The 23,521-nt window shown below is 41.4% G+C and carries 24 protein-coding genes and 2 pseudogenes; 22 read left to right on the top strand and 4 right to left on the bottom strand.

Annotated features, from left to right (window positions below):
* Window positions 1-9: 9 nt before the first annotated feature.
* The 3 genes from yaaA to dnaA all read right to left on the bottom strand — a co-directional run bounded on the left by yaaA (window position 10) and on the right by dnaA (window position 2,998).
* Window positions 10-231 (bottom strand): S4 domain-containing protein YaaA, encoded by a 222-nt coding sequence (yaaA, locus tag DER53_RS04650; protein ID WP_012748782.1) that lies wholly within the window; start codon window positions 229-231, stop codon window positions 10-12.
* Between the two features lie 102 nt (window positions 232-333).
* Window positions 334-1,470, bottom strand: coding sequence for a DNA polymerase III subunit beta (gene dnaN, locus DER53_RS04645; protein WP_062754547.1), 1,137 nt, complete (start codon window positions 1,468-1,470; stop codon window positions 334-336).
* A gap of 175 nt (window positions 1,471-1,645) precedes the next feature.
* On the bottom strand, window positions 1,646-2,998 hold the full coding sequence (gene dnaA, locus DER53_RS04640) for a chromosomal replication initiator protein DnaA (RefSeq protein WP_062754545.1): 1,353 nt from the start codon (window positions 2,996-2,998) through the stop codon (window positions 1,646-1,648).
* 467 nt (window positions 2,999-3,465) lie between these two features.
* Here dnaA and rpmH point away from each other — a divergent pair, with 467 nt between their 5' ends.
* From rpmH to DER53_RS04585, 11 genes and pseudogenes are all read left to right on the top strand, one after another.
* Entirely contained in the window at window positions 3,466-3,600 is a 135-nt protein-coding gene (rpmH, locus tag DER53_RS04635; RefSeq protein ID WP_015865427.1) for a 50S ribosomal protein L34, read from the top strand.
* 79 nt (window positions 3,601-3,679) lie between these two features.
* Window positions 3,680-4,030 (top strand): ribonuclease P protein component, encoded by a 351-nt coding sequence (gene rnpA / locus DER53_RS04630; protein WP_015865426.1) that lies wholly within the window; start codon window positions 3,680-3,682, stop codon window positions 4,028-4,030.
* Window positions 4,031-4,150: 120 nt separating this feature from the next.
* Entirely contained in the window at window positions 4,151-4,921 is a 771-nt protein-coding gene (gene spoIIIJ / locus DER53_RS04625; RefSeq protein ID WP_062679404.1) for a YidC family membrane integrase SpoIIIJ, read from the top strand.
* On the top strand, window positions 4,918-5,541 hold the full coding sequence (gene jag, locus DER53_RS04620) for an RNA-binding cell elongation regulator Jag/EloR (protein WP_015865424.1): 624 nt from the start codon (window positions 4,918-4,920) through the stop codon (window positions 5,539-5,541). Before spoIIIJ ends, jag begins: the two co-directional genes overlap by 4 nt.
* A gap of 236 nt (window positions 5,542-5,777) precedes the next feature.
* Entirely contained in the window at window positions 5,778-7,163 is a 1,386-nt protein-coding gene (mnmE, locus tag DER53_RS04615; protein WP_062754543.1) for a tRNA uridine-5-carboxymethylaminomethyl(34) synthesis GTPase MnmE, read from the top strand.
* Window positions 7,164-7,184: 21 nt separating this feature from the next.
* Complete coding sequence (mnmG, locus tag DER53_RS04610) at window positions 7,185-9,074, top strand: tRNA uridine-5-carboxymethylaminomethyl(34) synthesis enzyme MnmG (RefSeq protein WP_015865422.1); 1,890 nt, start codon at window positions 7,185-7,187, stop codon at window positions 9,072-9,074.
* Window positions 9,075-9,096: 22 nt separating this feature from the next.
* A complete protein-coding gene (gene rsmG / locus DER53_RS04605) occupies window positions 9,097-9,813 on the top strand; it encodes a 16S rRNA (guanine(527)-N(7))-methyltransferase RsmG (RefSeq protein ID WP_015865421.1) in 717 nt (238 codons plus the stop codon).
* A gap of 46 nt (window positions 9,814-9,859) precedes the next feature.
* Entirely contained in the window at window positions 9,860-10,705 is an 846-nt protein-coding gene (gene noc, locus DER53_RS04600; RefSeq protein WP_015865420.1) for a nucleoid occlusion protein, read from the top strand.
* Window positions 10,706-10,841: 136 nt separating this feature from the next.
* Window positions 10,842-11,603, top strand: coding sequence for a ParA family protein (locus DER53_RS04595; protein ID WP_015865419.1), 762 nt, complete (start codon window positions 10,842-10,844; stop codon window positions 11,601-11,603).
* A pseudogene (locus DER53_RS04590) lies at window positions 11,596-12,454 on the top strand (ParB/RepB/Spo0J family partition protein). The gene DER53_RS04595 and the pseudogene DER53_RS04590 overlap by 8 nt, the downstream one beginning before the upstream one ends.
* Before the next feature lie 59 nt (window positions 12,455-12,513).
* Window positions 12,514-13,215 carry a DUF554 domain-containing protein gene (locus tag DER53_RS04585; protein ID WP_015865417.1) on the top strand — a complete coding sequence of 234 codons (702 nt, stop codon included), beginning with the start codon at window positions 12,514-12,516 and terminating at the stop codon, window positions 13,213-13,215.
* 52 nt (window positions 13,216-13,267) lie between these two features.
* Here the strand turns inward: DER53_RS04585 and yyaC are convergent, their stop codons facing one another.
* A complete protein-coding gene (gene yyaC, locus DER53_RS04580) occupies window positions 13,268-13,891 on the bottom strand; it encodes a spore protease YyaC (RefSeq protein ID WP_041269771.1) in 624 nt (207 codons plus the stop codon).
* Between the two features lie 148 nt (window positions 13,892-14,039).
* On the opposite strand from yyaC, the gene DER53_RS04575 reads away from it, so the two are divergent.
* From DER53_RS04575 to dnaB, 11 genes and pseudogenes are all read left to right on the top strand, one after another.
* Entirely contained in the window at window positions 14,040-14,939 is a 900-nt protein-coding gene (locus tag DER53_RS04575; protein ID WP_062754539.1) for a mechanosensitive ion channel family protein, read from the top strand.
* A gap of 21 nt (window positions 14,940-14,960) precedes the next feature.
* A complete protein-coding gene (locus DER53_RS04570; protein WP_015865414.1) occupies window positions 14,961-15,158 on the top strand; it encodes a DUF951 domain-containing protein in 198 nt (65 codons plus the stop codon).
* 151 nt (window positions 15,159-15,309) lie between these two features.
* A pseudogene (locus DER53_RS04565) lies at window positions 15,310-16,048 on the top strand (molybdopterin dinucleotide binding domain-containing protein); the annotation flags it as partial.
* 84 nt (window positions 16,049-16,132) lie between these two features.
* Window positions 16,133-17,233, top strand: coding sequence for a redox-regulated ATPase YchF (ychF, locus tag DER53_RS04560; protein WP_062754535.1), 1,101 nt, complete (start codon window positions 16,133-16,135; stop codon window positions 17,231-17,233).
* Window positions 17,234-17,337: 104 nt separating this feature from the next.
* Complete coding sequence (gene rpsF, locus DER53_RS04555) at window positions 17,338-17,625, top strand: 30S ribosomal protein S6 (RefSeq protein WP_015865412.1); 288 nt, start codon at window positions 17,338-17,340, stop codon at window positions 17,623-17,625.
* A 29-nt stretch (window positions 17,626-17,654) separates the two neighbouring features.
* On the top strand, window positions 17,655-18,149 hold the full coding sequence (gene ssb, locus DER53_RS04550; protein WP_062754533.1) for a single-stranded DNA-binding protein: 495 nt from the start codon (window positions 17,655-17,657) through the stop codon (window positions 18,147-18,149).
* 54 nt (window positions 18,150-18,203) lie between these two features.
* Complete coding sequence (gene rpsR, locus DER53_RS04545) at window positions 18,204-18,443, top strand: 30S ribosomal protein S18 (RefSeq protein WP_003253854.1); 240 nt, start codon at window positions 18,204-18,206, stop codon at window positions 18,441-18,443.
* A 94-nt stretch (window positions 18,444-18,537) separates the two neighbouring features.
* Window positions 18,538-19,464 (top strand): YybS family protein, encoded by a 927-nt coding sequence (locus tag DER53_RS04540; protein ID WP_062754532.1) that lies wholly within the window; start codon window positions 18,538-18,540, stop codon window positions 19,462-19,464.
* A 47-nt stretch (window positions 19,465-19,511) separates the two neighbouring features.
* The gene (locus DER53_RS04535; RefSeq protein ID WP_062754530.1) at window positions 19,512-21,488 is read left to right on the top strand and encodes a DHH family phosphoesterase; all 1,977 of its coding nucleotides are present in this window, start codon (window positions 19,512-19,514) and stop codon (window positions 21,486-21,488) included.
* A complete protein-coding gene (rplI, locus tag DER53_RS04530) occupies window positions 21,485-21,934 on the top strand; it encodes a 50S ribosomal protein L9 (protein ID WP_062679393.1) in 450 nt (149 codons plus the stop codon). The genes DER53_RS04535 and rplI overlap by 4 nt, the downstream gene beginning before the upstream one ends.
* A gap of 122 nt (window positions 21,935-22,056) precedes the next feature.
* Window positions 22,057-23,421: a replicative DNA helicase gene (dnaB, locus tag DER53_RS04525; protein WP_062679392.1), complete on the top strand. Its 1,365-nt coding sequence runs from the start codon at window positions 22,057-22,059 to the stop codon at window positions 23,419-23,421.
* Window positions 23,422-23,521 lie beyond the last annotated feature (100 nt).

The raw sequence follows: 23,521 nt of genomic DNA, 5'->3' as shown, positions 1-23,521 counted from the left end.
GCCCTTCACCTACTCTGCCCTTGTTACAATAAACGTTCCAAGTCCTTCGACTTCGACTATATCCCCATTTTTTAATTTCCGTCCACGCCGATTTTCTCTTTCTCCGTTGACAAGCACCTCATTGGTTTGCAGAAACCATTTCACAGCACCGCCTGTCCCAACGGCTTGAATGAGTTTTAGCAATTGACCAAGCGTAATCGTTTCTGTCGTAATCGTTACTCTTTTTTCCATTCATCATCGCTCGCTTTCTAAAAACTGCCCATCTCTTTATTTTAACGAAAAAATAAAATATTAGCAAAGAAAGCTGCTAGAACTTAGCAGCTTTCATAAACGTTAATACGTTCTTACTGGTAAAATAAGCTGAAGCATAGAGTCGCTATGGAGAGGACGAAGTAAAAATGGACGCATTGCACCAGTAAAGCTAATTTGAATGTCGGTGCCATCAAGCGCTTTTAGTGCATCCATCATATATTTTGCGCTAAAGGAAATCTTTAATTCCTCTCCTTCGATCGATTCACTTTGAATTTCTTCCGTTACTTTTCCGATTTCCGGAGAAATAGAAGAAATTTCAATAATGCCGTCATTTAGCGTTGTCAGTTTCACAACATTGTTTCTTCCTTCTCTTGCTAATAAAGATGCGCGGTCAATGGCTTGTAAAAACTCTTTTGCGTTAACGATAATATCGGTTTTGCTATCTGTTGGAATAAGCCGGGTAGTTTCTGGATAATTTCCATCAAGCAATCGAGAGAAAAACAATAAATGTTTTGTTTTAAATAAAATTTGATTCGCCGTGATGACAATATCAACCGGGTCGTTGCTATCATCTAAGATTTTGCTCAATTCATTTAAACTTTTTCCCGGAATGACAACGTTATACGATTGCTGGTTTTCCGTTTCTATTTTTGCTTTTCGTAATGCAAGACGATGGCTGTCTGTTGCAGTACAGATTAATTCCCCATTTTCGATTCTCCAGTTTACACCTGTCAAGATCGGTCTTGTCTCTGAAGTAGAAACAGCAAATACGGTTTGACGAATGATTGTTTTTAACAAGTCAGTAGGAATTTTAAAAACATTTTCTTCCTCAATTTGCGGAAGTCTTGGATACTCTTCCGCGTCAAGACCGTTTAAACTGAACTCCGCTTTTCCGGAACGGATCACCGTTAAAAAATTAGGCTGTACTTCAATTTCAATCGTATTTTCCGGTAGTTTTTTTACGATTTCTGAAAAAAAGCGAGCTTGCAGCACAATACTTCCGGTTTCTACTACTTCGACAAGCACTTTGTCTTCTTCTTCTGTAGGAATAAAAGATTCAATCGAAATGTCGGAATCGCTTCCTGTTAATGTTACTCCTTGTGAAGTTGCCGCAATTTTAATTCCAGTCAAAATCGGAATCGTCGTACGGGGGGACACAGCTTTCATAACATCTTGAACACTTTGAACTAGCGCTTCTCGATCAATTTTGATTTTCATCACGTAAGGCCTCCTACAATGATTAGGGAAATAAATTATTTTTTTATAATAAAAATAAAGAATAAAATCGTAATACTAGTAATAATGCTTGTTGAAATGTGGATAAGTAAAAAAAGTAAAGGAAACACAGTCTGTCCACATGTGGATAGACTGTGTGTAACCATTCACTAGTTATTCACAATTGCTTTAGTTTCTCTTCAATCTCTTTTATATGTTTTTGCAATTGAGCATCTGTTTGGAGAAGCTTAGAAATTTTTTCATGGGCATGAATGACCGTCGTATGGTCACGGCCTCCAAATTCATCACCAATTTTCGGCAATGAACAATCGGTAAGTTCTCGCGAAAGGTACATAGCGATTTGGCGCGGAAAAGCGACAGATTTCGTTCTTTTCTTAGCTTTAAAATCTTCTAGTTTAATATTGAAATGCTGGCCGATAACGCGTTGAATATCTTGAATGGTAATGACTTTTGGTTTTGTACTCGGAATAATATCCTTTAACGCCTCTGCCGCTAAATCAGCAGTAATTTCTTTATTGATCAGCGATGAGTAAGCTACAACGCGTATGAGGGCTCCTTCCAGCTCACGAATGTTAGAGTCAATTTGATTAGCGATATACAGCATCACTTCATTCGGAATATCAAATCCTTCCGCCTTTGCTTTCTTTCTGAGGATAGCGATCCTCGTTTCTAAGTCAGGAGGAGTGATATCCGTAATAAGCCCCCATTCAAACCGTGAGCGAAGGCGGTCTTCCAATGTCGGAATCTCTTTTGGCGGCCGATCGCTGGAGATAACGATTTGTTTACTTTCTTCATGCAATGTATTAAACGTATGGAAAAATTCCTCTTGAGTTTGTTCTTTTCCCGCTAAAAACTGAATATCATCAATTAATAGGACATCAACGTTCCGATATTTGTTGCGAAAATCATCGGGGCGATTGTCACGAATCGCGTTGATAAATTCATTTGTAAATTTTTCTGATGATAAATACACTACTTTCGCGGACGGATTATGTTCAATGACGTAATGGCCGATCGCGTGCATTAAATGCGTTTTGCCTAAGCCAACCCCGCCGTAAATAAATAGCGGATTATATGCTTTCGCCGGCGCTTCTGCCACCGCTAAAGAAGCTGCATGGGCAAAACGATTGCCGGAACCGATGACAAACGTGTCGAACGTATATTTTGGATTCAGCATGCTTTGCGGAAAATCCGTTGATTCCTCGTATGACTTTCGATGCTTTTTCGAAGATCGCTGAAATTCAAAATCATCTTCGGATTGATTAGGGGGAGTAATGAACTTGATCAACAGTTCTTCTCCAGTGATGTCGTAAATGGTTTCAGCAATCAAGCGAGAGTAGCGGGAATCAAGCCAGTCTCTTGCAAATTCGTTTGGGGCTATGATGACAAGCGTGTCACCTCGTAAAGAGTGGGCTTTTGTTGATTTTAACCAAGTTTCAAAGCTTGGCTTGCTAATTTTCTTTTCGATTTCCCCGAGCACACGATTCCATAAATCATGGATGTTTTCCACCCGTTGCCCCCTCCTTTGAATCGTTTAAAAAAAGAATCTGTGGAAATAACATAATAATAAGGAAAAAAGATGGTATTTCGACAAAATCCACTACATGTGGATAACTTTATAAACAAGTTGTGAAAAAACATATCCACAACATATCCACAAAATGTGGATAATTTTTTTTATTCACACAATTATCCATAATGAAAACACAATAATAATAGCAAATAAACTAGCATGTTGCAATGGATTTTTAAAATTATCCACAAAAGAAAGACGTTGTGAAAAAATAATTATCCACATAGGTGAAAGATGTGAAAAAATTGTCGATAAATTATGTGGATATGTAAAATGGTGTCTAAAAAATTATCCACAACTTCGTGAACGAAGGAAAAATCCTGGAGCGGTTGACATTTTGCTAGATTGTTCAATATAATTAGAAAGACTGCCCGTAACAGTTATTCCTCAGGGAGGTGTCATAGATGAAACGGACATACCAACCAAATAAACGGAAGCGCAGCAAAGTTCATGGGTTCCGTGCGCGCATGAGTACGAGAAATGGCAGAAAAGTGCTTGCGCGTCGTCGTCGTAAAGGAAGAAAAGTATTATCCGCATAGGCCACTGAAACTTCAGTGGTCTTTTTTCTCAAGAGGATAGTGATTATAGAGATTGAAAAAGATGGAGTGTTTCCGCACGATGAAGAAAAAGTATCGCATAAAGAAAAACAAAGAATTTCAAGAAGTGTTCCAGCGCGGTACATCGATGGCGAATCGACAGTTTGTTATTTATATGCTTGACCGTCCTGAACAACCGTATTTCCGGATCGGTTTATCAGTGAGTAAAAAGCTTGGGAAGGCGGTTGTAAGAAATCGAATTAAACGTTACATTCGACAAGTTTTTTTGGAGATGAAAGACGATATTATGCCTCAAAAAGATTATGTGATTATTGCTAGGCTCCCAGTTGCAGAAATGACATATTTTGAGGTGAAGAAAAGCTTGCTGCATGTATTGCGCAAGGCGGGCGCGCTGAAAAGAGATATAAAATAAGGCATCTATTTTACTCCCGATGCTACGGTTTCTCGCTGAAAAAAGAGCGCCCATTTTGTTTGAAATGATGCTAAAATACATATTTAGGGTAATGTGAATTTGTCGGTTAGGAGGAAAAAGATGGTGAAGAGGCGAATTTGGTTAACGGTTGGGTTAATGGCATTGCTTGCACTCATATCGGGCTGTACGCAAATTAACGAACCAATTACGCCGGAGAGCAAAGGTTTTTGGAATGAGTATATCGTTTACCCGCTCTCTTGGCTAATTAAATATGTCGCTAATGCTTTAGGCGGAAACTTTGGATTGTCGATTGTTATTGTAACCATCTTCATTCGTTTGCTTATTTTACCGTTAATGATCCAGCAAACAAAAAATGCGAAAGCGATGCAAGCGCTGCAACCGGAAATACAAAAGCTTCGGGAAAAATATAGCTCTAAGGATATGCAAACACAACAAAAGCTCCAGCAAGAAATGATGTTGTTGTTTCAAAAACACGGTGTAAACCCGATGGCAGGTTGTTTCCCAATTCTTATTCAAATGCCGATTTTAATTGGATTTTATCATGCCATTATGCGTACGAGAGAAATTGCGGAACATAACTTTTTATGGTTTGATCTCGGCGAAAAAGACCCATATTTTATTTTACCGATTGTCGCAGGGATTACGACATTTATCCAACAAAAAATAATGATGGCTGGCGCTGGACAACAAAATCCGCAAATGGCGATGATGCTTTGGATGATGCCGATTATGATCGTGATTTTCGCGATTAATTTCCCAGCTGCTTTATCGCTTTATTGGGTAGTCGGGAATATTTTCTCTATTGTGCAAACGTATTTCATTAAAGGGCCGAATGTGGACTCTGCTCATTCAGGAGGAAAGAAAAAGTGAAAGAAGTAACCGCGACCGCCGCGACCGTAGATGAAGCTGTGCAGTTAGCGCTGCAACAGCTCGGTGTTTCGAGGGATCGTGCAGAAATTACGGTGTTGGATAAAGGAAGAAAAGGGCTGTTTGGGATTTTTGGAAGCAGACCTGCAGTGGTAAAAGCAAAACTTATGATAGATCCAGTAGAAGAAGCAGAGTTATTTTTAAAAAATGTTGTAAAACAGATGGGAGTAACAGCAGCAAAAATAGAGAAGCAACAAGATGGCAAGCGGATAACATTCATGATCACAGGAGAACAAGTAGGTTTATTGATCGGAAAACATGGACAAACATTAAATTCATTGCAATTATTGACTCAGCTTGTCGCAAACCGCTATGCAAAAGAATATGTTTCCATTATCGTCGATGCGGAAAATTATCGGGAACGAAGAGAAAAAACGCTGATTCAGCTGGCGCAGAAGTTAGCGGAAAAAGCGATAAAAACTGGAAAAGAAGTAAAGTTGGAGCCGCTTCCAGCGCATGAACGAAAAATTATTCATAATGCGTTAGCGAACTATAAAAAAGTAACTACTTATTCGGTTGGAGAAGAACCACATCGTTATGTTGTAGTATCTCCAATCATGTAAATCCACATTGATGAAAAGGGGCTATCTCTGAAACAAGCGAGGCAGCCTCTTTTTCTTCTTTTTTTGTTTACATTTTTTAGGTTTAAGGATGAGCACTTCATGTTGTTATTCACATGTGGATAAGTTAAAATTGAAATGATTAACGAAAAAATTGTGGATAGATCGTTATTGACAACGGTAGTTGTCTAACATATAGATAGATTGGCTTTTTGTCAGCAAAAAGAGGTGAGGAATTGATGGAATTTGATACGATTGCTGCGATCTCCACGCCGATGGGAGAAGGAGCAATCGCGATTGTCAGACTGAGCGGCGACGAAGCGATTGCGATCGCTGACCGCATTTTTCAAACTCCAAGCGGAAAGCGTCTTAAAGACGTTCCGTCACATACGATTCATTACGGTCATATTGTGGATCCAAAAAGCGGCCAGACGGTCGAAGAGGTAATGGTATCGGTGATGCGAGCGCCAAAGACGTTTACAAGGGAAGATGTTGTTGAAATTAATTGCCACGGTGGTTTAGTATCGGTTAATCGTGTGCTGCAGCTCGTATTAACTAATGGGGCGCGGCTTGCTGAGCCAGGAGAATTTACAAAACGCGCATTTTTAAACGGACGGATTGACTTATCTCAAGCGGAAGCGGTCATTGATTTGATTCGGGCGAAAACGGACCGAGCGATGAACGTGGCGCTGCAGCAAATGGAAGGACGCTTATCGAAATTAATTCGAAAACTGCGGCAGACGATTTTAGAAACACTTGCCCATGTGGAAGTGAATATTGATTATCCAGAATATGATGATGTGGAAGAGATGACGCCGCATCTGTTAATGGAGAAGGCGCAATACGTGCGGGAGCAAATTGAAAAATTGCTGCAAACCGCGCAACAAGGCAAAATTCTGCGCGAAGGTTTGGCAACGGTCATTATAGGAAGGCCGAATGTCGGGAAATCATCGTTATTAAATGCGCTTGTGCACGAAAATAAGGCGATTGTAACGGATATTCCTGGAACGACGCGCGACGTGATCGAAGAGTACGTGAATGTCCGCGGCGTCCCACTTCGGTTAATCGATACGGCGGGAATTCGCGAAACGGAGGATGTCGTCGAGCGAATTGGTGTAGAACGTTCGCGACAAATGTTGAAGGAAGCTGATTTAATTTTGCTTGTGCTAAATTATCATGAGCCGTTGACGGAAGAAGATGAAAAGCTTTTTGAAATGGTAAAAGGGATGGATTTCATCGTTATCGTTAATAAAACAGATTTACCAAAAAATATCGATATGGATCGGGTCAAACAATTAGCGGACGGCCGCCCGATTATTACGACATCTCTATTGCAAGAAAAAGGGATTGAAGATTTAGAAACAGCCATTTCTGAAATGTTTTTCAGCGGCTCTGTCGAAGCAGGTGATCTTACGTATGTTTCGAATTCGCGTCATATCGCCTTGCTTCATCAAGCCAAAAAGGCGATAGAGGATGCGATTTCTGGAATTGAATCGGGAATGCCGGTCGATCTTGTACAAATCGATTTAACAAAAGCATGGGAGCTTCTTGGAGAAATTATTGGGGATACGGTGCACGAAAGCTTAATTGATCAACTGTTTTCACAATTTTGTTTAGGAAAATAACGAAGGAGGTACGTAAGCTGTATGGATTATCATGGAGGTTCATATGACGTCATTGTCGTTGGCGCCGGCCATGCTGGATGCGAAGCGGCGTTAGCGGCAGCGCGCATTGGTGCGAAAACGTTAGTGATTACATTAAACCTTGATATGATCGCATTTATGCCATGCAATCCATCGATCGGCGGTCCAGCAAAAGGAATTGTTGTTCGTGAAATTGATGCGTTAGGCGGGGAAATGGCAAAAAATATTGATAAAACGTACATCCAAATGCGGATGCTCAACACTGGAAAAGGTCCAGCGGTGCGGGCATTGCGAGCGCAAGCAGACAAAGTGTTATATCAACGCGAAATGAAAAAAACGCTTGAAAATCAAGAAAATCTTACATTATTGCAAGGAAAAGTGGAACGTTTGATCGTGGAAGACGGTGTGTGCAAAGGGGTTGTTACCCAGACGGGAGCACATTATTATGCAAAAACGGTTGTTATTACGACAGGGACATTTTTGCGCGGAGAAATTATTATTGGAGACATTAAGTATTCCAGCGGACCGAACAATCAACAGCCATCGATTAAGTTGTCCGAGCATTTAGAAGAGCTTGGTTTTGAGCTTGTCCGCTTTAAAACAGGAACACCGCCGCGCGTCAACAGCCGCACGATTGATTATAGCAAAACGGAAATTCAGCCAGGTGACGATGTTCCGCGGGCATTTTCGTATGAAACGACGGAATATATTACCGACCAATTGCCATGCTGGCTTACGTATACAACGCCAGAGACACATCGGATTATCGACGAAAACTTACATTTATCGCCAATGTATTCCGGAATGATCAAAGGAACGGGTCCGCGTTATTGCCCATCGATTGAAGATAAAATCGTGCGTTTCCATGATAAACCGCGCCACCAAATCTTTTTAGAACCAGAAGGACGCGAAACGGAAGAAGTATATGTGCAAGGATTGTCGACAAGCTTGCCGGAGCATATTCAACGGCAGCTGCTTACGACGATTCCTGGTCTTGAAAAGGCGCAATTAATGCGGGCGGGCTATGCGATTGAATATGACGCAATCGTTCCAACTCAATTGTGGCCAACGTTGGAAACAAAACTAGTGAAAAACTTGTATACAGCTGGACAAATTAACGGAACGTCCGGATATGAGGAAGCGGCGGGACAAGGAATTATCGCTGGCATTAACGCAGCGCATCGGGCGTTTGGAAAAGAAGAAATTATTTTAAGTCGTTCGGATGCTTATATTGGCGTGTTGATTGACGATCTTGTCACAAAGGGAACGAATGAACCATATCGATTGTTGACATCCCGTGCGGAATATCGCTTGCTTCTTCGCCATGACAATGCTGATTTGCGTCTGACCGAACTTGGGTATAAAATCGGCCTTATTTCTGAGGAACGTTATCAAAAATTTTTGGCGAAAAAAGAAGCGATCGAAAGAGAGAAAAAACGGCTAAAGTCCTATATCATCAAACCAACTAAAGAAGTACAAGATGTGATTCGCCAAGCAGGAGGAAGCGAGCTAAAAGACGGTATTCGCGCCGCGGACTTGTTGCGTCGTCCGGAAATGACATATGAACATATTAAACAGCTTGCTCCGGCGGAAGAAGAAATTTCACCGGAAGTGGCGGAACAAGTAGAAATTCAAATTAAATACGAAGGATATATTCAAAAATCGTTGCAACAAGTCGAACGACTCAAAAAAATGGAGAATAAAAAGATTCCAGAAGATATCGATTATGATGCCATTCACGGCTTAGCAACAGAAGCGCGGCAAAAACTAAAACAAGTCCGACCATTGTCGATTGCACAAGCTTCGCGCATCTCAGGGGTAAATCCTGCCGATATTTCGATATTATTAGTGTATTTAGAACAAGGAAGAATCGCACGAGTGTCGAATGAATAAAAATTAGGGAAAGGATTGGCGTATGGATACAGCACAGTTTCATACCATGCTTGAGGAGAAAGGGATTTCTCTCTCTTCTCAAGCATTGGCACAATTTGAGCGGTATTATGAGTTGTTAATGGAATGGAATGAAAAGATGAATTTAACTGCCATCACGGACAAGCCCAGCGTGTATTTAAAACATTTTTTTGATTCTCTTTCTCCGGCTTTTTACTATGATTTTTCCCAATCATTATCCATTTGCGATGTAGGCGCAGGTGCAGGATTTCCAAGCGTTCCGTTAAAAATTTGTTTTCCGCATCTGAAATTGTCGATTGTCGATTCATTGCAAAAGCGCATCACCTTTCTCGAGCATTTAGCAGCCGAGTTAGGATTAACCGATGTCGCCTTTTATCACGATCGGGCCGAAACGTTTGGAAGAAAAAAAGAATTCCGCGAATCATTTGATATTGTCACTGCAAGGGCAGTGGCGCGAATGTCCGTATTAAGCGAGTTGTGTCTTCCGCTTGTCAAAGTGAATGGCACCTTTATTGCCATGAAAGCCGCCTCGGCACAGGAAGAATTGGAACAAGGGAAAAAAGCGATTGATGTGCTTGGCGGGGAAATTTCCGCGATCGAGCGGTTTATGCTGCCGATAGAACAAAGTGAACGAACGATTATTTTTATTCAAAAAGTGAGAAATACGCCAAACAAATATCCTCGCAAACCGGGAATGCCAAATAAGCAACCAATTCAATGAATTTTTTACAATCTAGGGGAGAGTTTTTAAAGGTGGTGTAAGGGGAATGAAGCATCCTTTCTCTCGCTTCTTTAGCTTTGGAGAAAAGGAACAGGAAGAGACGATGGAAAAACAAGAAAAAGAAGAAGTAAGAAAAATTCCGGTTTCTAAAATTGTTCCAAACCGCTTTCAGCCACGGACGATTTTTGACGAAGAAAAAATTGAAGAACTTGCATTAACGATCCATACGCATGGCATTATCCAGCCGATTGTTGTCCGCGAGTGCGAGGATGGAAAGTTTGAAATTATTGCAGGAGAACGAAGATGGCGCGCCGTTCAAAAGCTCGGTTGGTCGGAAATTCCAGCGATTATTAAAAATCTAAATGACAAAGAAACCGCTTCAGTAGCGTTAATTGAGAATTTGCAGCGTGAAGAGTTGACGCCGATTGAGGAAGCGATGGCGTATGCGAAGCTATTAGAGCTACATAATTTGACACAAGAGGCGTTAGCGCAACGGCTTGGAAAAGGACAATCGACGATCGCAAATAAACTGCGTCTGCTGAAGCTGCCGCAAGAAGTGCAGGAAGCTTTGTTGCATCGAACCATTACGGAACGTCATGCACGCGCATTAATCGTCTTAAAAGATAAAGAAAAGCAATTAAAATTGTTGCAAGAAATCATTGATAAGCAATTAAACGTGAAACAAACGGAAGATCGTGTATTGAAAATGCTAGAAGCGGCGAATCCGAAACCGAAACCAAAACGAAAAGCATTTAGTAAAGATATGCGCATCGCCGTCAACACCATCCGGCAGTCGCTCACCATGGTGGCAAACAGCGGCGTTGCTGTTGATTCAGAAGAAGAAGAATTTGAAGACTATTATCAAATTACGATTCGCATTCCGAAAAAGTAATGAACCGAAGAATGTTTTGCCTCATCAAGTTATCTTTGATGGGGTTTTTTTCTTTCTATAAATAGAAAACAAGTCCATTTTATTTGTTTCATGTTAAAATAAACAATATGAGTAAGAATTAGAGGTAGGTGGCATCGTGGGCAAAGTAATTGCAATCGCAAATCAAAAAGGCGGAGTCGGAAAGACGACGACAGCGGTTAATTTAGCAGCTTGTTTAGCGCATATTGGAAAAAAAGTATTACTTGTGGATATCGACCCGCAAGGAAATGCGACGAGCGGAATCGGAATTGAAAAAGGAGACGTCGATGAGTGTATTTATAACGTTATTATTGGGGATTTAAAAGCGAAAGATGTGATAAGACCAACCAATATTGAAAACTTACATATTATCCCGGCAACCATTCAATTAGCAGGGGCGGAAATTGAGCTCGTATCGGTTATTTCACGTGAAATTCGTTTAAAAAATGCGCTCGATCCGTTGCGGGAAGCATATGACTTTATTATTATCGACTGCCCTCCTTCATTGGGATTATTAACGCTAAACGCGTTAACGGCAGCCAATTCCGTTCTTATTCCTGTTCAATGTGAATATTATGCGCTTGAAGGACTTAGTCAGCTTTTAAATACGATTCGGCTTGTACAAAAACATTTAAATCATGATTTACGGCTTGAAGGCGTTTTGTTAACGATGCTGGATGCCCGTACGAATTTAGGTATTCAAGTTATTCAAGAAGTAAAAAAATATTTCCGCGAAAAAGTATATAACACGATCATCCCGCGAAACGTCCGGTTAAGTGAAGCGCCGAGCCATGGAAAACCAATTATTTTGTACGATGTCAAATCACGGGGCGCGGAAGTATATTTAGAATTGGCGAAGGAGGTGTTAGAGCGTGGCTAAAGGTCTTGGCAAAGGAATTGATGCGTTGTTTTCCAATTTGACGTTAAAGGAAGAAGAAACAATAAAAGAAGTGGATATCCGCGAACTTCACCCAAACCCTTATCAGCCGAGGAAAGTGTTTCATCAGGAAGCGATTGAAGAATTAAAGCAGTCGATTTTGCAGCACGGGATTTTGCAGCCATTGATCGTGCGGAAAAGTATAAAAGGGTTTGAAATTGTCGTTGGGGAACGGCGTTATCGCGCCGCAAAAGAAGCGAATTTAAAAACCGTTCCGGTTGTCGTGCGTGAATTGACAGATGAGCAAATGATGGAACTGGCTCTGTTGGAAAATTTGCAGCGTGAAGATTTAAATCCGATTGAAGAGGCAATGGCTTATAAAATGTTAATGGAAAAGCTGCAGCTTACACAAGAAGAGATTGCCAGCCGCGTAGGAAAAAGCCGCCCTCATATCGCCAACCATCTTCGTTTATTGACGTTGCCAAAGGACGTACAAAAGATGCTTGTAGATGGAACGCTTTCGATGGGGCATGGCCGTGCGCTGTTAGGGCTGAAGCACAAAAATAAGATGAAATTCGTTGTTGACCGTATTATTCGCGAGCAGTTAAACGTCCGCCAACTAGAAAAGCTCATTCAAGAAATGAATAAAAATGTTTCACGTGAAACACCAAAGCGAAAACCGGTGGAAAAAAGCGTTTTTCTGAAGGAAAGTGAATCTTTATTAAGGGAAAAATTTGGAACGAATGTAACGATTAAACAAACTCGAAAAAAAAGGAAAAATTGAGATTGAATTTTTCTCTTCTGAAGATTTAGAAAGAATACTAGAATTGTTAGATGTGCGATTGGATGAATAAGTAGGCCATCATCTTTGGTGGTTTATTTTTTTATGGTAATGAACGGGAGGAAACGCATCGTGGTACTATTAGGGACGATTGTAAATGGAATTTGTATTGTGGTCGGGTCATTGCTAGGGAAATTATTCCAACATATCCCGGAACGATTAAAAGCAACGGTGATGGGAGGAATCGGGCTTGCCGTAGCGTTGCTAGGAATTCAAATGGGGATGAAAAGCGAACAATTTCTCATTGTCATTTTTAGTCTTGTTTTTGGCGGAGTGTTAGGAGAAATATGGGATTGGGACCAAAAACTAAATCAGCTCGGTGAATGGGTCGAGAAAAAAGTAGGAGGGGACCAAGAAGGAAATATCGCAAAAGGATTTGTCAGCGCCACATTATTATTTGTCATTGGAGCAATGGCGATTGTTGGCGCGCTTGATAGTGGATTGCGCGGCGACCATCGCGTCTTGTATACAAAATCGATTTTAGATGGCTTCACGAGTATTATTTTAACAACAACACTCGGTATTGGCGTTATTTTTTCGGCGATTCCTGTCATGATGTATGAAGGAGGAATCGCGCTGCTTGCGACGCAAATTGAGCGATGGGTGCCAAAAGAAATTGTCGATTCGTTCATTACTGAATCGACGGCAACAGGAGGAATTTTAATTATGGCGATTGGTTTAAATATGCTTGGTATTACGAACATACGTGTAGCGAATTTGCTGCCTAGCATTATAGTAACTGCTTTCGCGGTTTCCGTTCTTCATTTTTTTTAAAAACAAAGAACCCCCTTCTTGTTCATCACAACAAAGAGGGGATTTTTTATGATTAGAATGGCTGTTGGGAGTCTTTGACGATGGTTGTATTCGTCCAAAATTCCTTTCGGCTTAATTTTCGATCCGCCTCATAAATGCCGTTGGCGATCGTTTTTGCCATGTTCATCACAAGATGAAGACGAGTATTTTGCAAAACGAAAAATTCCATAAATCCGCTAACGTTCACTACTCCGGTAATATGAAGATCACCGACAGGTGGAAGCTGTTTATTCACCCCGGCGCCTGGCCGTACCGGCCCTTTTGCGATCGTAATGGCGCCAACGCTTTTGAGCCGTCCTAAGCAAGCGTCAATTGCAATCATGAATACGTCGTCATGAATTGAACGAATCGCGGTGATTTTTTCTTCTAGGTTTACGGCATGGATCGGCTCTTCCAATGTCCCATATACATGGAAGTGAGAAAGGTGCTTTTCTTTTAGCATCGTACCAACAAGCGGCCCGAGCGAATCGCCGGTAGAGCGATCCGTACCGATACAAACAATAGCGGCAGGCTGCGATAAAGGGGAAGGAAGCAGTGAAATAAGCCGCAGCGCTATTAATGTAGAAGCTCCTTGTTCATCATGAAAAATACGCTCTCTATCATCTTTGGATGAGAAAAAAATAGATGGTATACTCATCATACCCACTCCTAATTGTCATCAAAGTATTAACAGTATACGGAAAAAACGAAAATTATATACATTATGTTTATTGCTACAAATTGATTTGTAATCTTGTTAAAATAGTTGATGCAAAGCGTAAAATGATGCAGAGGTGTGAACAACATTGGATACAGTGAAAAAGATTTTAGACCCTTTATTTGGATTTGCCGCAAATGAAGATTTTTGGGTGAAATTAGGGGCAGGAACGCTCAAAATCATTATTATTTTAGTATTATGCATGATTGTGACGAAGGTTTTAAAAGTTGCGATCCATAATATTTTTAAAATGCGGCAAAAAGCTCCAATCCGCATTTCGGAGCGGCGGGAAGCAACGTTGTTGCGGCTTCTTGATAATGTGATTACGTACGTACTATATTTTATTGCGCTGATTATGATTTTAGATACGTTTGGCGTGGAAGTAAAAGCAATTTTGGCAGGTGCTGGTATTGTTGGACTTGCTGTCGGTTTTGGCGCGCAAAGCTTAGTGAAAGATGTCATTACCGGATTTTTTATTATTTTTGAGGATCAGTTTGCGGTTGGGGATTATGTACGAATAGGTAATTTTGAAGGATATGTTGAGGCAATTGGCCTAAGGGTAACCAAAATTAGAAGTTGGACAGGGGAAGTTCATATTCTGCCAAATGGAAGTATTGCGCAAGTGACGAATTATTCTTTGAATAATAGCATTGCGGTAGTGGATGTCAACATCGCTTATGAAGAGGACATTGAAAAGGTAGAGGAAGCGATTCTCGAACTTCTGCCGCAATTGCCGGCAAAATATGAAGATATGGTTGCCCCGCCTGAGTTGTTAGGCGTTCAAAATTTAACGAATTCTGAAGTGGTCATGCGTATTACTTGTGAAACGAAACCAATGCGCCACGTTTCCGTAGCAAGAGCGATTCGCAAAGAAGTAAAAATGCATTTAGATGAAAAAGGAATTAAAATCCCATATCCACGCCTTGTTCTTCATGATCGCAATGAACAAGAAAAACAATCTGCTCAGCAAGCAAAGGGAAACGCCTAAGCAAAAGACGGGGGTGAGCCAATGGAAAATAAAGAGTTTGGATTATACGATATCGTGGAAATGAAAAAGCCGCATCCGTGCGGAACAAACCGCTGGAAAGTGATTCGTTTAGGCGCCGATATTCGCATCAAATGCGAAGGTTGCGCCCATAGCGTGCTGCTTCCGCGAAAAGAATTTGTACGAAAGATGAAAAAAGTGTTAGTCAAGCATGAGGAGTAACGACCTCATGCTCTTTCTATAACGAAAAGGAGAGGAGAGTTATGGAAGAGATACGCGTCACATCGTGCCCGTTAAATTGTTAGGATGTGTGCGGATTAAAAGTAATGATTCAAAACGGAAAAGCAACAAAAGTAGACGGAGATGAAACACATCCGACATGTATATATCGGTCAAACCGGGGATGGACGCGTTTTTGGCGATGGGAATTATAAAAGAAATGCTGCGCTTAGGTTTGGAAGACCGCGCGTTTATTGAACAGCATACCGCTGGGTTTGCCGATGTCGAGGCGGTACTGGAAAGTATAACGATGGAAAAAATTGAGCGTCTCACGGAAGTAGACCGCAACGTGATGACGCAATTAGCTGTTATTTACGGAGAGCGTCCAACTGCGACATATTTAGGGCTTGGCATGCAGCGATATGCCAATGGCGGCAATACGATTCGCTGGATTGACGCGCTTGTAGCGATAAGCGGCAATGTTGGCATTCCGGGGGGCGGGGCGAACTTCGGCAATCTACAAGTCGGACAATGTTTTGATATTGCCGCGCTTGCGCTTCCAGAGCGTATCGTTTATTAACCATTCATCCGCTTCGCTCCAACCATTCGCAACATTACCATCTTGTTGAATCCATTCAATCGATCAAAATTGAAGTATCAAAAGATGTGGCCAAGGAGAGAGGATTGGCGGAAGGAGATAAAGCAAGAGTGTTTAACGACCGAGGCGAATTAATTGGAACGGTAAAAATTCTTGCGAGATCAATATCGATGAGGGGCAATGGGTGAAGTTTGGCGGTGCTGTCAATGTATTAACATCGGACCGCGAATCTGATAACGGATGCGGAAGCACATTATACGACTGCTTAGTGAATATTGAAAAACTAAAGAAATGACTAGCTTACGAATGCGCTTGTCATTTTCTTTTGGACTCACTATAATGAGGAAAGATGTGAACGGAAAAGAGGAGTGGAAAAATTATGGGATTAACAGCAGGAATCGTCGGTTTGCCGAACGTCGGAAAGTCGACGCTATTTAATGCGATTACAAAAGCGGGAGCAGAATCTGCTAATTATCCTTTCTGTACAATTGAACCAAACGTTGGTATTGTTGAAGTGCCGGATGAGCGGTTGAAAGTGTTGACGGAAATGTTCAAACCGCAACGTACGGTACCGACCGTGTTTGAATTTACCGATATTGCCGGAATTGTCAAAGGGGCAAGTAAAGGAGAGGGGCTTGGGAATAAATTTTTATCGCACATTCGCCAAGTCGACGCCATTTGTCAAGTCGTTCGTTGTTTTACGGATGAAAATATCACCCATGTAGCGGGAAGAGTCGATCCGCTTGCGGATATTGAAACGATTAATTTAGAGCTAATTTTCGCCGACTTAGAAACGGTCGATAAACGCATAGACCGCGTCGGCAAAATAGCGAAACAAAAAGATAAAGACGCCGTTTTTGAATATGATATTCTGGTGCGCCTGAAAGAAACGTTCGAAGCAGGAAAACCAGCGCGTACGCTTTCATTTACAGAGGAAGAAATGAAAGTAGTCAAGCAGCTTCACCTATTAACGATCAAACCGATGTTATATGTTGCTAATGTCGGTGAAGAGGATGTCGCTAGTCCAGATGCCAACCCGTTCGTCAAACAAGTTCGCGAATTTGCGAAAAGCGACAATGCTGAAGTGATTGTTGTTTGCGCGAAAATTGAAGAAGAAATCGCTCAATTGGATGATGAGGAAAAAGAGTTGTTTTTACAAGAACTTGGCATTCAACAATCGGGTCTAGATCAATTAATTCGTGCATCATATAACTTGCTTGGATTGGCAACGTTCTTCACTGCAGGGGAACAAGAAGTGCGCGCATGGACGTTTCGCCGAGGGATGAAAGCGCCAGAGTGCGCGGGAATTATTCACTCCGATTTTGAACGGGGATTTATTCGTGCGGAAACGGTTTCTTACGAGGATTTAATCGCAGCTGGGTCGATGGCGGCGGCACGCGAGGCAGGAAAAATCCGGTTGGAAGGAAAAGATTATGAAGTACAAGATGGCGATATTATTTATTTCCGCTTCAATGTTTAATATTGCTTATCGTTTTCTAGCATGATATAATCAAAAAATGTGAGTAATCTTTTACTCCTTGCCCTTATCAAAAGGGCCGTTTAGACCAAAAGGAGGTGACTAGCGTGAGAAAGTACGAAATCATGTACATTATCCGCCCAAATTTAGACGATGAAGCGAGACAAGCAGTAGTGGATCGTTTCAATAATATTTTAAAAGAAAATGGTGCGGAAATTACAAATGTGACGGATTGGGGCAAACGCCGCTTAGCATATGAAATTAAAAAATACCGTGACGGTCATTACATGATTTTGAATGTCGTCTCTGAGCCAAAAGCGGTGCAAGAGTTTGACCGTTTAGCAAGAATCAGCGACGATATTATCCGTCATATTGTCGTAAAAGAAGAAAAATAATTTTTTTTAAACATTAAGAGGTGGTTCTGATGATTAATCGCGTAATTCTTGTAGGAAGGTTAACGAGAGATCCGGAATTACGCTATACTCCAAGTGGGGTGGCTGTTGCCACGTTTACGCTTGCTGTCAATCGTCCGTTTACAAACCAGCAAGGTGAACGTGAAGCGGATTTTATTAACTGCGTTGTTTGGCGTCGTCAAGCCGAAAATGTCGCGAATTTCTTAAAAAAGGGAAGTTTAGCCGGAGTAGACGGTCGTTTACAAACCCGCAGCTATGAAGGTCAAGATGGAAGACGTGTATATGTGACGGAAGTGGTTGCTGATAGCGTCCAATTTCTTGAGCCGAAAAGTAGCGCAGAACAGCGTGGAGTGGCAGCAGGCGGCTACTATGGGGAGCCATTCCCATTTGGACCAGATCAGAACCATCGCAATCCAAACGAAAAAGATTTTAGTCGCATAGATGAAGATCCTTTTGCAAACGATGGTCAAACGATCGATATTTCGGATGATGACCTACCGTTTTAATCAAAAAGCAAAAGGCGCCTTGATCGGATAAAGATAAAGGAGAAAGGAGGATATATGATGGCAGGACGTAAAGGCGGACGCGCAAAACGTCGGAAAGTATGCTATTTCACAGCGAACGGAATTACACATATCGACTATAAAGATGTAGACTTGTTAAAGAAATTCATTTCGGAGCGCGGCAAAATTTTACCTCGCCGTGTTACTGGCACAAGCGCGAAATATCAACGTAAATTGACGGTTGCTATTAAACGCGCTCGTCAAATGGCATTATTGCCATACGTAGCAGACGAATAAAATACGAAAGCAGTAAGGGGGAAATCCTTACTGCTTTTTCTATTTATTTCTCCGTCATTGTGATACGATGGACGTAAGGAGGGAGAATGGAAAATTGCGAAAAACGCACATCATTACGGAGGCGGCGATTCAGCTTGCTTTGTTTGCCGTTTTATTTTTAGTTTCCCTATATGTACCGCTGTTAGGGATGATTGCTATATTATTTTTATCGCTGCCGTTTATGATTTTTACGATGAGGCACGGTTATGCATATGCACTTCTTTTGCTTGTGGCTTCGCTTATTATTTCTACGCTGATTGGTTCGCTTCTTTCCTTGCCGGTTGCATTGATGTTTGGAACAGCAGGGATTGCGATTGGGGGAATGCTTGCCAAAAATAAAAGCCGTTATATGATTTTACTGACGAGCGCGCTTATATTTCTTATGAACATAGTCATCGATTATGTCATCTCCGTAAAATTTTTGCAGATGGATATCATTCAGGAAACGCTCTCAGCATTTCGCCAATCATTTCACACTGCGATGCAAATTATGAAAGGAATGGGGCAAACGCCGACAAAACAATTACAGGAACAATTTGAACAAGGATTGGAACTTATAAAATACGTAACCCCGACGTTGTTTGTCATCGCTGCTTTCTTGCTTGCCTACGTAACAATGGCCGTCTCTATCCCAATTTTAAAACGATTAAAGCTGCCAGTCGGCACGTGGCCTCCGTTTCGTGATTTTACATTACCAAAAAGCTTATTATGGTGCTATTTGCTCGTGCTTGTTATTTCATTCATTCCGTTAGAAAAAGGAACATTTGCCTATCTTGCCGTTTTAAACGTATATTATTTATTACAGCTGCTTTTTATTGTTCAAGGGTTTTCTTTCTTGTATTATGCTGCCAATAAAAAGAATGTACCGAAAGGAATCGTGATCGGTGGAACGATCCTATGCTTATTCCTGCCTTTTTTACTTTATCTTATCGCGATATTAGGTATAATTGATTTAGGATTTGATTTGCGAAAACGCATATGATAATTGAATAAGGCAGATTATTTTTCTATGTAGGAGCTGACTTTTGAATGTCTCATTTTTATGAAAGGAAAGCGTATCGCTATCCCTTATACGCTTTTATTGCATTATCGGTTGTTTTTGCAGCGTTTTTGTTTTATTTTCAATGGATATTAGGGATAGTTAGCTTTTTGCTCCTTGGTTTTGTACTTTATTACGTGATCCATTCACAACGGTCATTATATGCAGAGCTTGAGCAATATATTTCCAACTTGTCGTATCGAATTAAAAAAGTTGGCGAAGAAGCATTAATGGAAATGCCCATTGGAATCATGTTGATTAATGATGACTATGAGGTAGAATGGGCGAATCAATTTTTAGCTTCTTGCTTTAAAGAGCAGACGTTAATAGGCCGTTCGTTATATGATCTTTCTGATCCATTAGTCGTTTTATTGAAGCAGGAGCAAATAAATGAAGAAATCATTAACATTCATGGAAGGCAATTTAAAGTCATTATAAGACGCGAGGAAAGGCTTCTTTACTTTTTCGATGTGACGGAGCAGGTAGAATTACAAAAACAATATGAGGCAGAACGATTAGTATTAGCCATTATTTTCCTTGATAATTATGATGAAATTACACAAGGAATGGATGACCAGGCGAAAAGCCAGATGAATAGCCATGTGACGTCCATTTTGAACAAATGGGCGAATGATTATGGGCTATTTTTAAAACGGACGTCGTCCGAGCGGTTTATCGCTGTCTTGAATGAGCATATTCTCAAGCAATTGGAAAAAAGCAAGTTTTCCATTTTAGACGAAGTCCGTGAACAGACGATGAAATATAATGTCCAGTTAACGTTAAGTATTGGGATTGGCACTGGTGTATCATCGCTTCCGGAATTGGGATTGTTGGCACAATCCGGTTTAGATTTAGCGCTAGGCCGCGGCGGCGACCAGGTTGCCATTAAACAAGGCAACGGGAAAGTGAAGTTTTATGGTGGAAAGACCAATCCAATGGAGAAACGTACAAGGGTTCGTGCCCGTGTCATTTCTCATGCGCTTAGGGAATTGATTACAGAAAGCGACAAAGTGCTGATTATGGGGCATAAATACCCAGATATGGACGCACTTGGAGCTGCTATCGGAATTTTAAAGCTAGTACAATCCAATCAAAAAGAGGGATTTATCGTCATTGATACGGCACGAACGAATTCTGGGGCACAACGTTTAATTGAGGAATTGAAAAAGCATTCGGAGCTATGGTCAAGATTTATTAAGCCAGAACAAGGGCTTGAGTTGGTTACAGAGGATACGTTGGTTATTGTTGTTGATACGCACCGTCCTTCATTAGTCGTAGAAGAAAGATTATTATACCGTACAGATCATATTGTTGTTATTGACCATCATCGTCGCGGTGAAGAATTTATTAATGATCCGATTCTTGTTTATATGGAACCATATGCGTCTTCCACTTCTGAACTGGTGACTGAACTGTTAGAATATCAGCCAAAACGGATGAAGCTGTCGATGTTGGAGGCGACGGCGCTTCTTGCAGGAATTGTGGTTGATACGAAAAGTTTTACGCTTCGCACAGGTTCACGGACGTTTGATGCTGCTTCTTATTTACGTGCTCAAGGCGCTGACACTGTTTTAGTGCAAAAATTGCTAAAAGAAAGTATCACAAATTATGTAAAGCGGGCAAAAATTATTGAAAATGCGTCTATCGATTCGAGAGGAATCGCCATTGCAAAAGGGGATCCAACAGAAACATATGATCAAGTGTTAATTGCCCAAGCGGCTGATACGCTATTAACATTAAGCGGAGTCGTTGCTTCGTTTGTTATCTCAAAGCGAACGGACCAAACGATTGGCATTAGTGCTCGCTCCTTAGGAGATATCAATGTTCAAATCATTATGGAAAGCTTAGGAGGAGGCGGCCATTTAACCAATGCTGCTACACAGCTTTCCGATATAACGATAGAAGAAGCAGAACAGCGCCTGCGAGCAGCAATTGATGATTATCTAGAAGGAGGTAAGGAATCATGAAAGTCATCTTTCTTAAAGATGTAAAAGGAAAAGGAAAAAAAGGGGAAATTAAAAACGTCGCTGACGGATACGCAAACAATTTCCTTTTTAAACAAGGGCTTGCCATTGAAGCAACACCAGCAAACATAAAAGCGCTAGAGGCGCAAAAACGAAAAGAACAACGGCAAGCGGAAGAGGAGCTTGCAAAAGCAAAACAATTAAAAGAAAAGCTAGAACAAATAACGGTGGAATTGTCCGCGAAAGCTGGGGAAGGCGGTCGTTTATTTGGATCGATTACAAGCAAACAAATTGCTGAAGCTCTTCAATCCCAGCACCAAATTAAAATTGATAAGCGTAAAATCGAACTGGACGATGCCATTCGTTCATTAGGATATACGAATGTACCTGTAAAACTTCATCCGGAAGTCACAGCAACATTAAAAGTACATGTGACCGAACAAAAGTAAATTCGTTTCCCCATCAATATCGGTAACATGAGAATAAAATGTGATTTTATGAGGATGTTTTCCTCATATAATCACATTTTTCTTATGGCAGGAAAAACGGGGGAAAAAGGTGGTGAAATCACATGAACGATCTATTTTCAGAACGAATTCCTCCGCAAAGCATCGAGGCGGAACAGGCTGTGTTAGGTGCTATATTTCTTGATCCTTCCGCCTTAACATTAGCTTCGGAAATTTTAATTCCGGAAGATTTTTATCGTGCTTCCCATCAAAAAATTTTCCATGCGATGCTTCGCGTTGCGGATAAAGGAGAGCCTGTCGATTTAGTCACAGTGACGGCGGAGCTTGCCGATACGCAGCAATTGGAAGAAGTCGGCGGAGTGTCATACTTAAGCGAACTGGCCGATGCTGTACCAACGGCGGCAAACGTTGAATATTACGCGCGCATCGTGGAAGAAAAATCGGTGTTGCGCCGCTTGATTCGCACCGCCACGTCGATTGCGCAAGACGGTTACACAAGAGAAGATGAAGTAGATGTTTTGCTTGACGAAGCAGAACAGAAAATCATGGAGATTTCACAGCGCAAACATTCAGGCGCATTTAAAAATATTAAAGATGTCCTTGTGCAGACGTACGATAATATTGAAATGCTCCATAATCGAAAAGGCGAGGTGACGGGAATCCCGACTGGATTTACCGAGCTTGACCGCATGACATCGGGATTTCAGCGCAGCGATTTTATTATTGTTGCGGCCCGTCCTTCTGTAGGGAAAACGGCATTTGCTTTAAATATTGCGCAAAACGTAGCGACAAAGACGAATGAAAACGTCGCGATTTTTAGTTTGGAAATGAGCGCCCAGCAACTAGTGATGCGGATGTTGTGCGCGGAAGGAAATATCAACGCGCAAAATTTACGGACAGGGAGGTTAACGCCGGAAGACTGGGGCAAGCTAACGATGGCGATGGGAAGCTTGTCGAACGCCGGCATTTATATCGATGATACGCCTAGCGTCCGTGTCAGCGATATTCGCGCCAAATGCCGCCGCTTAAAGCAAGAAAGCGGTCTTGGCATGGTTGTCATCGACTACTTGCAGCTCATTCAAGGAAGTGGCAGAAATAGAGAAAACCGCCAACAAGAAGTTTCGGAAATCTCCCGTTCTTTAAAAGCGTTGGCTCGTGAATTAGAAGTGCCGGTGATCGCTTTATCCCAGCTTTCTCGAAGCGTCGAGCAGCGCCAAGATAAGCGGCCGATGATGTCCGATATCCGTGAATCCGGAAGCATCGAGCAAGATGCGGATATTGTCGCCTTTTTATACCGCGACGATTATTACAATAAAGATTCGGAGAATAAAAATATTATTGAGATCATTATTGCCAAACAGCGGAACGGCCCAGTCGGGACCGTACAGCTTGCATTTATTAAAGAATACAACAAGTTCGTTAATTTGGAACGCCGTTTTGATGATGCGCAAATTCCGCCAGGAGCATAATGAAGAACAGGTGCCGCTTTTTTTAGAGGCACCTTATATTTTTTCATTTTCACGAGAAGCCTCCCGATGCAGGCTCGAGTAGAAGGAGATCACCTTTATT

It is taken from the genome of Parageobacillus toebii NBRC 107807 (assembly GCF_003688615.2).
GTDB lineage: Bacteria > Bacillota > Bacilli > Bacillales > Anoxybacillaceae > Parageobacillus_B > Parageobacillus_B toebii.
Note: the sequence above shows the minus strand (reverse complement) of the source record. Positions and strands in the feature narration are given on the sequence as shown.

Excerpts from the sequence above, each read along its gene's own strand:
- rnpA (WP_015865426.1), top strand. The coding sequence starts at position 3,680 with ATGAAGAAAAAGTATCGCATAAAGAAAAACAAAGAATTTCAAGAAGTG.
- rplI (WP_062679393.1), top strand. The coding sequence starts at position 21,485 with ATGAAAGTCATCTTTCTTAAAGATGTAAAAGGAAAAGGAAAAAAAGGG.
- rsmG (WP_015865421.1), top strand. The coding sequence starts at position 9,097 with ATGGATACAGCACAGTTTCATACCATGCTTGAGGAGAAAGGGATTTCT.
- ychF (WP_062754535.1), top strand. The coding sequence starts at position 16,133 with ATGGGATTAACAGCAGGAATCGTCGGTTTGCCGAACGTCGGAAAGTCG.
- mnmG (WP_015865422.1), top strand. The coding sequence starts at position 7,185 with ATGGATTATCATGGAGGTTCATATGACGTCATTGTCGTTGGCGCCGGC.
- ssb (WP_062754533.1), top strand. The coding sequence starts at position 17,655 with ATGATTAATCGCGTAATTCTTGTAGGAAGGTTAACGAGAGATCCGGAA.
- yyaC (WP_041269771.1), bottom strand. The coding sequence starts at position 13,891 with ATGAGTATACCATCTATTTTTTTCTCATCCAAAGATGATAGAGAGCGT.
- rpsR (WP_003253854.1), top strand. The coding sequence starts at position 18,204 with ATGATGGCAGGACGTAAAGGCGGACGCGCAAAACGTCGGAAAGTATGC.
- noc (WP_015865420.1), top strand. The coding sequence starts at position 9,860 with ATGAAGCATCCTTTCTCTCGCTTCTTTAGCTTTGGAGAAAAGGAACAG.
- rpmH (WP_015865427.1), top strand. The coding sequence starts at position 3,466 with ATGAAACGGACATACCAACCAAATAAACGGAAGCGCAGCAAAGTTCAT.
- spoIIIJ (WP_062679404.1), top strand. The coding sequence starts at position 4,151 with ATGGTGAAGAGGCGAATTTGGTTAACGGTTGGGTTAATGGCATTGCTT.
- dnaB (WP_062679392.1), top strand. The coding sequence starts at position 22,057 with ATGAACGATCTATTTTCAGAACGAATTCCTCCGCAAAGCATCGAGGCG.
- yaaA (WP_012748782.1), bottom strand. The coding sequence starts at position 231 with ATGGAAAAAAGAGTAACGATTACGACAGAAACGATTACGCTTGGTCAA.
- mnmE (WP_062754543.1), top strand. The coding sequence starts at position 5,778 with ATGGAATTTGATACGATTGCTGCGATCTCCACGCCGATGGGAGAAGGA.
- dnaN (WP_062754547.1), bottom strand. The coding sequence starts at position 1,470 with ATGAAAATCAAAATTGATCGAGAAGCGCTAGTTCAAAGTGTTCAAGAT.
- DER53_RS04535 (WP_062754530.1), top strand. The coding sequence starts at position 19,512 with ATGTCTCATTTTTATGAAAGGAAAGCGTATCGCTATCCCTTATACGCT.
- DER53_RS04570 (WP_015865414.1), top strand. The coding sequence starts at position 14,961 with ATGGAAAATAAAGAGTTTGGATTATACGATATCGTGGAAATGAAAAAG.